At 39.9% G+C, this 12,057-nt stretch carries 10 protein-coding genes; all 10 read right to left on the bottom strand.

Annotated features, from left to right (window positions below):
• Positions 1-894 carry an outer membrane protein assembly factor BamD gene (locus V3565_RS05540; protein ID WP_455478190.1) on the bottom strand — a complete coding sequence of 298 codons (894 nt, stop codon included), beginning with the start codon at positions 892-894 and terminating at the stop codon, positions 1-3.
• 174 nt (positions 895-1,068) lie between these two features.
• Positions 1,069-1,941 carry a UDP-3-O-acyl-N-acetylglucosamine deacetylase gene (lpxC, locus tag V3565_RS05535; RefSeq protein WP_455478189.1) on the bottom strand — a complete coding sequence of 291 codons (873 nt, stop codon included), beginning with the start codon at positions 1,939-1,941 and terminating at the stop codon, positions 1,069-1,071.
• A gap of 209 nt (positions 1,942-2,150) precedes the next feature.
• Entirely contained in the window at positions 2,151-3,902 is a 1,752-nt protein-coding gene (ftsZ, locus tag V3565_RS05530) for a cell division protein FtsZ (protein ID WP_455478188.1), read from the bottom strand.
• Between the two features lie 70 nt (positions 3,903-3,972).
• Positions 3,973-5,274 (bottom strand): cell division protein FtsA, encoded by a 1,302-nt coding sequence (gene ftsA / locus V3565_RS05525; protein WP_455478187.1) that lies wholly within the window; start codon positions 5,272-5,274, stop codon positions 3,973-3,975.
• Positions 5,271-6,176, bottom strand: coding sequence for a cell division protein FtsQ/DivIB (locus tag V3565_RS05520; RefSeq protein WP_455478186.1), 906 nt, complete (start codon positions 6,174-6,176; stop codon positions 5,271-5,273). Before V3565_RS05520 ends, ftsA begins: the two co-directional genes overlap by 4 nt.
• Complete coding sequence (locus tag V3565_RS05515; protein WP_455478185.1) at positions 6,164-7,084, bottom strand: D-alanine--D-alanine ligase; 921 nt, start codon at positions 7,082-7,084, stop codon at positions 6,164-6,166. Before V3565_RS05515 ends, V3565_RS05520 begins: the two co-directional genes overlap by 13 nt.
• 248 nt (positions 7,085-7,332) lie before the next feature.
• On the bottom strand, positions 7,333-8,301 hold the full coding sequence (murB, locus tag V3565_RS05510; protein WP_455478184.1) for a UDP-N-acetylmuramate dehydrogenase: 969 nt from the start codon (positions 8,299-8,301) through the stop codon (positions 7,333-7,335).
• The gene (murC, locus tag V3565_RS05505; protein WP_455478183.1) at positions 8,279-9,706 is read right to left on the bottom strand and encodes a UDP-N-acetylmuramate--L-alanine ligase; all 1,428 of its coding nucleotides are present in this window, start codon (positions 9,704-9,706) and stop codon (positions 8,279-8,281) included. The genes murB and murC overlap by 23 nt, the downstream gene beginning before the upstream one ends.
• A complete protein-coding gene (gene murG / locus V3565_RS05500) occupies positions 9,690-10,823 on the bottom strand; it encodes an undecaprenyldiphospho-muramoylpentapeptide beta-N-acetylglucosaminyltransferase (protein WP_455478182.1) in 1,134 nt (377 codons plus the stop codon). Before murG ends, murC begins: the two co-directional genes overlap by 17 nt.
• Positions 10,813-11,970 carry an FtsW/RodA/SpoVE family cell cycle protein gene (locus V3565_RS05495; protein ID WP_455478181.1) on the bottom strand — a complete coding sequence of 386 codons (1,158 nt, stop codon included), beginning with the start codon at positions 11,968-11,970 and terminating at the stop codon, positions 10,813-10,815. Before V3565_RS05495 ends, murG begins: the two co-directional genes overlap by 11 nt.
• Between the last annotated feature and the right edge of the window lie 87 nt (positions 11,971-12,057).

Genomic DNA, 12,057 nt, shown 5'->3' with positions numbered 1-12,057 from the left:
TCAACGTACCCCATTCTTATCACCACTAAACGTGCTTGAAACCCAAGAAGATTTATGATCCTGCGGCGATATACCATTCTTCTTTAATAAATTATAAGAAAATTTATACCACTCACTTTCTGGATAATTACGTCCTAAAATAGCTGCTGATGCCTGTGCCTCTGAAATTAAACCAAGAGCAAGATTGACTTCAGTTAAGCGAAAAAGCGCTTCCTCAACTTGATTTGTATCTGAGTATTCTTCAATCACCGTACGAAATCTTCTACTTGCAGCAAGATATTTCCGATCTTTTTCATAGTAACGACCAATCTGCATTTCTTTACCAGCAAGCTGCTCTCTCCCAAAACGTATTTTTTCTTTAGCATCTTTGACATACTTAGATTTTGGATAGCGCTCCAAAAGCAATTGCATAGCAGCAATAGCACGCTTAGTGTCTTGTTGATCATATGTGACACTAGGAATCCGACGAAAAGAAGCAAGGCCAATGATATAATAAGCATAATCGGCATCATCCGATCCTGGGTAAAGAGTAATATAGCGCTGAGCCATGCTAACTGCATCATCATAATTAGCAAGCTGATAATTTGTAAAAGCACCCATAACCAAAGACTTACGACCCCAATCGGTATAAGCATACTGTTTTTCAATTGTAAAAAATTTTTTTGCTGCCTCTTTAAGTCGTCCGTTATTAAAGTAGGCAAGCGCCTGATTGTATAGAATATCTGGTGGATCTATTGCCAAAACATATGCTGATGGACTAAGAGTATTTTTATCTTGAAATAAACAGCCAGCCAGAGACAAGACACTCCCTAAAAGAATCCCACTTAATACTTTGTGCACAATTCGAGACTTTCTATATTTCGTATTTTTAATGCATATGTGAGACTTTTTCATATTCCTTCTGGCCTCCAAAAACACCACCTTGTAGCAAACATTATTTATCAAAGATCTTCATATCATACCATTTAAAAATCAATTAGCCAACTTATAAGCTTAGGTCAATCATACCTTCAACAACCGAATAGAGCACAATAAAATCTTTGAAATTACTCTTTTACTATACTGAACCTATAAATGAATTTTTTTGTAACAAGATTCATCTGCTAAAACAGTTTTAACTAATTCTAAATTAATCTTATGTCCACCACAATATGAACGAAACAATCCAATGAAAGGTGCTCCAAGTAAAGCAGTATCACCAACCGCATCAAGTGTTTTATGCCGAACACACTCATTTTTCCAATAAAGACCACCTGGATTCATGATTTGATCATTAAGATCAATAACAAGGGAATTTTCTAAAGAAGCACCAAATCCTTTTCCCAAATTCCGTAATTTTTCTACATCTCTTATAAAACCAAAAGTACGTGCACGTGATAAATTATCTCGAAAATTTTCTAAGCTAAGATCAAAAATCAGATGTTGTGTACCGATAGCAGGAGAAGAAAAAGAGATTGTTATATCAAATCGACGTCCATCAAACGGCAAAAACTCTGCAAAACAATTACCTACTTCAACTCGTATTGGCTTTTTTATGATGAAATAAGAACGCAACATATCTTGCCGCACGACACCAACTTCTTCAAAACTTTGACAATACTGCCATGAAGAACCATCCAGAATGGGTATCTCATTATTTTTCACTTCAATAATAAGATTATCCAAATCATAGGCTGTAATCGCAGCCATCAAATGTTCAATCGTCTCAATTCTTACATCTCCATACCCAAGCGCTGTCGATAGCTCAGTTCCTCCTATTTGCGACGCATGTGCTTGAAATGCGTGTTCTCTTCCATCCATTCCACAACGCTTAAATATAATTCCACATCCAGCATTTGTGGGATGAATTGTTACTGTAGATAAACACCCGCTATGAACACCATAACCTTTAAATATCACGTCCTTTTTAAGAGTGGATTGATATTTTTGCATAAACTTCATAGTATTGCTTCATTGAGTTGTTTGTATGTTTTTTAGAATATTAAAAAATATAAAACCACATTCATCACACATCACAAGTCCATTTACAGCAACAGACCTGAAAAAATGCAAAAACTTTCAACGAAAGTATAGTGTATTTTGCAAAACAAATATTCTACTCAACCACAAAAGAAATATTGAAACTTCTCCTTTTCCTATTTTTTATACAATTAATTTACCTGACGACGCAAAAATGCCGGTATCTCCAATTGATCTTCTTCACTTAAAAAAGTACGCTGATCTTGCGATGCACTTGGATGCAATTCACCAGAACGGCGTGGAACATAAACAGAAGCATCTTGAGAAAGCGTCTGAGAATTTTTATTATAAGAACGGTTTTCCTGCTGTTGAGAAGATTTTACTGCAGGCTCTAACCGAGCTTCTGGCTCATCACCATCCCGATATGTCAAACTTTGTTTTAAACGCTGCCAAAGATTGCGAGGCCCTTGATCAACAGCATACGGCTTTTCATTTCGACAACGTGCAACAGGAGGAAAATCCTTTAACTCCGGCATACGCACCGGTGTTGAGCGAGACTGCATTTGTTGCAATGATTTCTCCTTCTGTTTCACAAATTCAGTCATTTCATCAAGAATATGCGATGTCGCCTCCATACTCACTGCTGCTGCTGCAGACTGTTGAGAACCACGACCAACTTGCATACGCGGAGCATTTAATACCTGCCCATGTACAACACTTGGCTTATGAGAAGCAGTATTCACACTTCGTGCAGGCATCGCATCTGCAGGCTGTGCAAAAATTTGGCTTTTAGGACGAAATTGTTCTTCAGCCGATTTACTCATTTCTATCTCAAGCGCTTCAACTACCTCTACCATTGATTCAGAACGAGACGGCTGAGGATAAAAAGGAGCTTGTGGCGCTCCAGAATCACTCTTACGAGTTGGAGCTGCAGGTCTCTGCAATTTAGATTGAGAAGGCTGAACCATATCATTAGCTTCTCGGTTGATACCCGTAGCAACAACTGATACACGAATAACACCCTCTAACGACTCATCATCAATCGCACCAAAAATAACATTTGCATCAGCATCCACTTCTTCCCGAATACGAGTAGCAGCTGCATCAACTTCAAATAAAGTCATATCACGACCACCAGTAATGGAAATCAAAAGACCACGTGCACCACGCATAGAAGTATCATCTAACAATGGATTCGCAATAGCAGCTTCAGCAGCAGCTAGAGCACGCCCTTCACCAGAAGCTTCACCAGTTCCCATCATCGCACGCCCCATTTCATGCATAACAGAACGCACATCAGCAAAATCAAGATTAATCAACCCTTCTTTAATCATCAAATCCGTAATAGAAGCGACACCGGAGTAAAGAACCTGATCAGCCATAGCAAAAGCATCAGCAAATGTTGTCTTATCATCTGCGATACGAAAAAGATTTTGGTTAGGAATAACAATCAATGTATCAACAGCTTCTTGTAATTCCGCAATACCAACCTCTGCCGTTTTCATACGACGAGCACCTTCAAACTGAAACGGTTTTGTTACAACACCAACAGTCAAAATACCTTTTTCACGTGCTGCACGAGCAACAACGGGAGCTGCTCCAGTTCCAGTACCTCCCCCCATACCTGCAGTAATAAAAATCATATGAGAATCTGCAAGATGATCAATAATCTCATCGCGACATTCATCTGCAGCTGCTCGCCCGACTTCTGGTAGAGCGCCAGCACCCAAACCTGCAGTCACTTTTTCACCAAGTTGAATCAGACGTTCAGCTTTTGACATAGCTAAAGCCTGAGCATCTGTATTAGCAACAACAAAATCAACTCCCTGAAGACCAGCATTAATCATATTGTTCACGGCATTACCACCACCACCACCAACACCAAAAACGGTAATACGTGGCTTCAATTCCGCGATATCTGGACGATGCAGATTAATCGTCATTTTCTTTTCCTTCTTATAAGACATCGCAAGCGAAAGCGATGAAAATTAACTTTATCCAAATAGACTTTACTTAAAAACTTTCACGCAACCACTGACCAACACGCCTCAAATACCCATGCGTGCCTGTCGATAAGTGATTTATTGCATCCTGTACTGTTTTTTCTTCAAAACCAGCCAATTGCGGATAAATCAACAATCCGACAGCAGATGAAAATGCCGCCCCTTTTGCAAGAGTAGGAAGCCCAGAAACACCCAAAGGCCGCCCTATACGAACATTTCTTCCCAATATAGTACGTGCCATTTCTGGCAACCCCGGTAACTGACTTGCCCCCCCAGTCAAAATAACACGCTTACCAATAATGTAGCCGAAACCAGAACGATTCAAACAATCACGCACCATCTCCAATATTTCTTCAACACGTGCACGAATGATACGGCTAAGAACAGAACGTGGATATTGAATTTCACGACGCTCACTCCCAATTTCTGCTACATTAATCATATGCCGATCATCGGTACTCGACAAAAGCGCAGAGCCCTCTACGACCTTTAAACGTTCCGCCTCTTCAATAGAAATAGAAAATCCGCGCGCAACATCAAGAGTCACATGATTTCCACCAACCGCCAAAGCATCTACATGGACAAATTTTCCCTCAGAAAATACTGAAAATGTTGTTGTTCCACCACCAAAATCAATACACGCTGCGCCTAAACGTGCCTCATCATTAATTAAAACAGCAAGACCACTTGCAAAGGGAGTCGCAACCATTGTTTCAACACTTAAATGTGCACGATTAATACAGGTTTCTAAATTACGCAAAGAAGCTGTTTCTGCCATAACAACATGTACATCCACGCCAAATAATTCCCCAACCATCCCGACAGGATCAGAAATCCCCTTATCCCCGTCTAATGTATAGGACACAGGAACTGAATGCAAAACATGACGATCAGCATCAAAAGCTTTACGAGAAGCATTTGCGAAAGCCATCCGAACGTCACGCATAGTTACTTCGCGACCACCCAAACGCACTACACCATTAATAAGGGAACCCTGTAATCGACTTGAAGAAAAATTCACAATTACAGAATCCACTACCAAACCAGCCATTTTTTCTGCCGCATCAACAGCCAATCGTATTGATTGTTCCGCTGCAAATATATCCCTAACAATACCCGACTTTATACCGCATGAGCGTTGCACACCAAAGCCTAAAATCTCTACCGAATATGTACGACCATGTAAATATTGGGCATGCTTCAAAGGACGCAAACAGGCAATAAGACAAACGACCTTACTTGACCCTACATCCAAAACCGTCAAAAGACGTGCTCTACGCGTACCTATATGAGGTGATCTCAGTAACATCATACCCCCCCCTTTAGCGCATTCAAAATGCGCTTCTCTTCCGCTACCGCGATCCTACGATGCTTTAACGCCTCATCCGACAAAGAGACCGTAATCCGATCAAAAAGACGCAAATCAACACTCAAAATATCACGTGAAAAAAGATCTTGTGCTATACCTTTCTTAATGAGATAAGCGATCCTTTCCAATGCATTATGCTCAGGTAACATAACGCGTATTCCATTATCCAAAACAAGATCCCAACGCCTATCACCGACACGTACATAAGCACGAACACGATCATAAAATTGCGAATATGCAGAAAGCTCTTGGATAAACGCCTTGGCAGCATTTTGCGCACCACGCCCAACCACAAGAGGCAAATTCCTTACTACACCTCCTTGAAACGGCATAATCACACGCCCCGTGCTATCAATGACATCCATCACACCACCATGCTGCCAAATCGCATACGGCTCTCGCTCCACAAGCGCAATACACACTTTATTAGGATAAATTTTTTGAACATTAGCCGACTGAACCCAAACTTGCCGCTCCAAAATAGAACGCGCTTTATCAACATCAAAACTAAGTATTGAGGTAGAAACATCAAGCCCCAAAATTTTCAAAACTTCTTGTTTCACCAAACGCCTATTACCACTTATGTCGACATCTGTGATCAAAAAACCAACATCCGACATCGCATCCTTCATTATTATCCCAACACGATCATTAGATGAGACTCCATAAAGAACAATGACAAAGAAAAAAAATAAAACCGAAAAGGAACCAAAATGGCGAGGCACATAAATATTAGTAAAAATAAATCCAAATATAAACAGACGAAAGCGACGATAGAGGCGCGACAAAACCGACCCCAATGGCATCATCGAAACATTTGTTTCACCAATATTTAACGTAGACACGACGCATCCTCCACCATCCATTGAACAACATCACCGTAAGTATGACCACTCGCTTTTGCAATATCAGGAAAAAGAGATGTCGACGTCATACCGGGCTGTGTATTAATCTCAAGCCAAATCAATTCTCCTGTTTCCTCATTAAAACGAAAATCAGAACGGCTAACACCTCGACAACCTATCGCCTGATGCGCCGCCAAAGACATTCTTTGCACTTTTTGGTAAATATTTAATGAAAGCCGTGCTGGGCAAATGTGAAGAGAGCCACCAGATTTATACTTAGAGTTATAATCATAAAACTGAAAATTCTGATCGGGTATAATTTCACAAACATCCAAAGCCTCATCCCCCAAAACAGCACAAGTCAATTCACGTCCAGGAATATACTTCTCAACCATCACCTCATCTGCATAAGCCCACTCATCACCCGCAATATTATACTGTGGAAATGATTCATGATTTTCTACAATCACAACACCAAAACTAGATCCTTCACTCACAGGTTTAATCACATAAGGAGGATCCATAGGATGCTCTTGCGCTACAGCAAAGCGGCTCATTACATAAGAAGGAGCAACAGAAACACCAACATTAGCGACAACAATTTTTGCACGCCCCTTATCCATTGCTAATGCCGACGCCCTCACCCCAGAATGAGTGTAAGGGATTTTTAAATACTCAAGAATACCCTGTATGCAACCGTCCTCACCAAATAAGCCATGCAACGCATTAAAAGCAACATCAGGCTGTAATTGCTCAAGAACAGAAGCGATATGACCATCAACATCTACACGGCTCACACGATACCCCCTAGCTTCAAGAACATCAGCACAAGCAGCTCCTGAAGACAAACTCACGGGTCGTTCAGAAGAAATACCCCCCATCAACACAGCTATATGTTTACCCTTCATAGCAATTTATCCTCTTTATATACTAAATATAGACTACATATAAATCACTAATACTATATACAGGAAAGACAAAGATTTATTCTTGCGAATCAATAACCTAGCATTTACTCTAATGAATCAGACTAAGAAGCATGACGCAAGAGCCTCTATGTTAATTTATTGTTTTTTAATGGATTTTTTTCATTATCTCTTTGAAATGACTCAGTTTTTTATTTGTGCTAAATTTGTGCCCAAATAGATCAGTAAAATTAATCAAAAGAGGAAACTATACGCCCTTGCTCAAATTGACCAATACGCTTTATTTCCCACTGCAGCAGATAAGCTGAATGAGCAAAAACACGAGCACGCACTGCCTCACCCAATGCTTCAAGATCATAACCTGTCGCTTGACCCGTATTAATCATAAAGTTACAGTGTACTTCGCTCATTTGAGCACCACCAATTCGCAAACCACGACACCCCGCTTCATCAATCACACGCCACGCCGACGTATTTTCAGGATTTCGAAAAGTAGATCCTCCCGTTTTTTCACGAATAGGCTGCACTGTTTCTCGGTGCAAAGAAACTTCATCCATGGAAGAACGAATATCACCTTTATTTCCTTTCTTCCCTTCTAATAAAGCAGCAGTAAAAATAAGATCTTCTGAAATATCGCAATGACGATAAGAATAATGCATATCTTCTAAACTTAAGGTACGACGCTCTCCTTTACGGTCAAGCGCATAAATTTCAATAACACGTGCAGCTGTCTCAAGACCATTAGCTCCAGCATTCATTTTCAGTGCCCCTCCAAGGCAACCAGGAATGCCGTAATAGAAGTGAAAACCTGCAATTCCAGCCTCTAAAGCTGCCGCTGCTAAATGCTTGTCCGCTGTAGCTGCACCAACTAAAAAGCGACTGGAAGAAACTTGCTGCACTTGCCCAAAACCTTTTGTTGAAAGACGAATAACAACCCCAGGAATTCCTCCATCACGCACCAAAAGATTAGAACCAATTCCTACAATCGTTATAGGAACAAATTCGGGTAAAATTTGAAGGAATAGAACTAAATCTTCTTCATCAGCAGGTTGATAAAAAAGCTCAGCCAGTCCACCAGTTCTAAACCATGTCACCTTACGCATCTCAAAATTAGGCGTAAGTTTACCCCTTATACCGCTTAATACCGGTTGCAACCGCACCAATAGTGCCTCACCATCAATTTTTTGAAAATTTGTCATCGTTATCAAGTACTGCTAACTGGTTAGGTAATGCCCATGCCCATTGTGTAATATTGCCAGCACCAAGAAAAACAACATAATCACCCGGCTTAGCAAATGTAGATACAATAAAAACAACGTCTTCTAAAAAATTAACTAAACGCACATCACGATGACCTGCCATTTTAATATGTTTGACCAATTCTTCAGAACCAAAATCAACAATTGGCTCTTCACCGGCTGCATAAACTGGTGTAATCATCACGGTATCAGCATCATTAAAACAAGCAGCGAAATCATCAAATAAATTACGTAAACGCGAATATCGATGCGGCTGAACAATTGCAATAACTCGCCCTTTAGTACTTTCACGAGCTGCACGCAAAACAGCTTTTATTTCAACAGGATGATGACCATAATCATCAAATATCTCAATACCATGCCAATTCCCTGTTCGCGTAAAACGACGTTTTACTCCACCAAATTCTGATAAACCCTTTTTTATAGATTCATTGGATATACCAAGTTTATGAGCAACAGCAATCGCCGCAGTTGCATTAGAAACATTGTGTTGCCCTGACATAGGCAAAACCAAATTTTTAAATTCAGTTTCTTTACCTGTTTTTCGTGAACGAATAAGAACATCAAAACGCGTTTTTTGACCATCCATAAAAAGATTTAAAAAACGGACATCAGCTTGTGGATTTGCACCATAAGTAATTATCCAACGGTCATCAATACGACTAGCTAGTGTCTGAACCTCCGGATGATCAAGACACAAAACAGCAAAACCATAAAAAGGAACATTCTCAACAAACTGCCGAAAAGCTTCACGCACAGCACCAAAACTACCATAATGATCTAAGTGCTCAGAATCAATATTGGTAACAACCGCAATATCAGCAGGCAATTTTAAAAATGTACCATCACTTTCATCGGCTTCAACAACCATCCAATCACCCTCTCCCATACGGGCATTAGTGCCATAATCATTGATAATACCGCCATTAATCACCATTGGATCAAAATTACCGCTATCAAGAAGTGCAGCTATCATTGATGTAGTAGTTGTTTTTCCGTGTGTACCACCCACAGCAATAGCTCTCCGAAAACGCATTAACTCAGCGAGCATTTCCGCACGCTTTACAACTGGTAAATGCCTTTCTTTTGCAGCGATATATTCAGGATTTGTTTTTTTTACAGCAGTAGAAATAACTACAACCTCTGCTTCTCCTAAATTTTCAGAATGATGACCTATATAAACGCTAATACCACGTTTCCGTAAACGTTCAACGTTTGCATTATCAACTTGATCTGATCCTTGAACTTTATAGCCAAGGTTATGAAAAACCTCAGCAATTCCGCTCATACCAATTCCGCCTATTCCAATAAAGTGTATAAGGCCGATATTAAGTGGCATTTTCATTAAGAATTCCCTTTAAGTCTGATAGCGACCACCCTGCAATCAATGCTTCAACAATATCAGCAAGGTGGCGAGTTGCATGAGGTTGTCCAACCTTTTTGGCAGCCAACGCTTGCTCTTCTAATAAATGCGATTCACTGCAAATTTTCGTTAAAATAGAAGCAAGTCCTTGTGCATCTAAATCTTTTTCTGATATAATCTGAGCACCTCCTACTGCAGAAAGCAGATCCGCATTTGCTGCCTGATCATGATCTAAAGCATGAGGATATGGAATAAGCAAAGAAGGACGCCCGATTATAGCTATTTCACAAACAGATGATGCACCGGCACGTGACAAAATAAAATGAGATCGCGCCATACGTTCAGCCATATCCTCAAAGAAAACCGCAACTTCTGCTTGTACACCCATATCACGATAGATTTTAGTTAACTGTGCAGCTTCACCCCGAACTTGTTGGCTAATCCGTAAACGTTTACGTATCTCAATGTCTAGCAAAGCAATTGCTTTAGGCACGATATGTGAAAAAAAAGAAGCTCCTTGGCTACCACCAAAAACCAAAAAATGAAATGGCTTTTTACCAATAGAAGGATAATAAGGAATTTTTGCTGCTTTGAGAACAGATTCACGCACAGGATTACCTGTTAAAAATGTTTTATGAGCGTGGGCACTGCTTGATGATAACAAACCACCTGCTATCACATGCACAAAAGATGCTAACATTCGATTAGCACGCCCCATAACAGCATTTTGCTCATGAATAAATGTTACGCGCCTCATTAAAATAGCAGCCAAAATAGGAGGAAAAGTGGGATAACCACCAAACCCACCAACAAGAACAGGACGCAATCTATAAAAAAGCACCAATGATTGCACAATGCCTTTTAACAAGTACCAAAATGTTTTTATAAATGCAAAAGGGGAACGTCGTGCCAATGTTGCTGATGAAATAACATGAATATGTTCCTCATCAAAGTGACGTATAAAACACTTAGCTCTTCTATCCGTTGCCAAATGAATATCATACCCACGTTGTCTTAATTCAACAGCAAGTGCTTCCGCAGGAAAAAGATGCCCACCTGTACCACCAGCAACCAAAACAATAACCTTTTTACACGCCATGAACAGTATCCGAAACAATTGATGAAGGAAAAGCTGAAAGGCGCGCTTCTGGCCAGCGACGTGTTAAACTGAGCAAAATACCCATTGAAATAGCAATCGCTACCATAGATGAACCACCGTAAGAAATAAATGGCAATGTCATACCTTTTGGAGGCACTAAATGAAGATTAACTGCCATATTAATTCCTGATTGAAGACCAATCATCATCGCTATGCCAGTGATACCAAAACATGTAAATGAATCACGCGTATTCGATGCTATATAAATCGAGCGCATAACAATAAAACCAAAAAGAATCATAATAAATAAACAGAGGATAATGCCATATTCTTCAGCAGCTACAGAAAACACAAAATCTGTATGGCTATCAGGAAGGATACGTTTTACAGTTCCTTCGCCCGGACCTTTTCCAAACCAGCCACCATTTAAAATAGCTTCACGTCCTACATCTATTTGGAAAGTGTTGCCTTCACCCGTCCAAAACCCGTGGACCCGTTCACGTACATGGTGAAAAAAAAGATAGGAAAAAACACCTGCAGCAACACTCACTATGATAAAAAACAAAATAATAATAAAAGGCACACCTGTAAGACAGAACATGGAACCCCACGCTACAATAATCAAAAGCGTTTGACCAATATCAGGCTGCAAAACGAGAAGTACACAACACAAAATAAAAAGTACAATTGCTAACATATGGCCAGGAATACTACTGCGCCGTACTTGTTCTGAAAAAAGCCAAGCAGACATAATCACCAAAGCTGGCTTCATAAACTCTGAAGCTTGTACAGAAATACCAAATATACGAATCCAACGCCGAGCTCCCTTGAATTCTGAACCAAGAAATAATGTTGCAACCATGAGAATAAGCGTTGTAACTAATAAAAGAGCACCTAAACGACGAATATTACGAGGTGAAAAAAAAGAAATAGTAACCACTGTAAAAAATGCAAAAATACTAAAAATAATATGCCAACGAACAAAATAAAAACTATCAGCAATCCCAATTTTTTTTGTGATGGGGGGACTTGCTGCAAAAGACAGCATGATGCCAATTCCCATTAGGATCAAACAAGCAGAAAAAATAGAGCGATCAATTGTCCACCACCAATTGGCAATCGGATCTCGGTCGGCACGAGTAACCATAATATTTAATTTATCCTTTTTTTATTCTGCCTAAATAAATTACTGTTTTTAGTCAGCACTTCAAAAACAGGATTACACGGAAAAAGA

The sequence above is a fragment of the Bartonella sp. B10 genome (genome assembly GCF_053794435.1).
The sequence above is the reverse complement of the archived record's forward strand: the minus strand, read 5'-3'. Positions and strand labels throughout refer to the sequence as shown.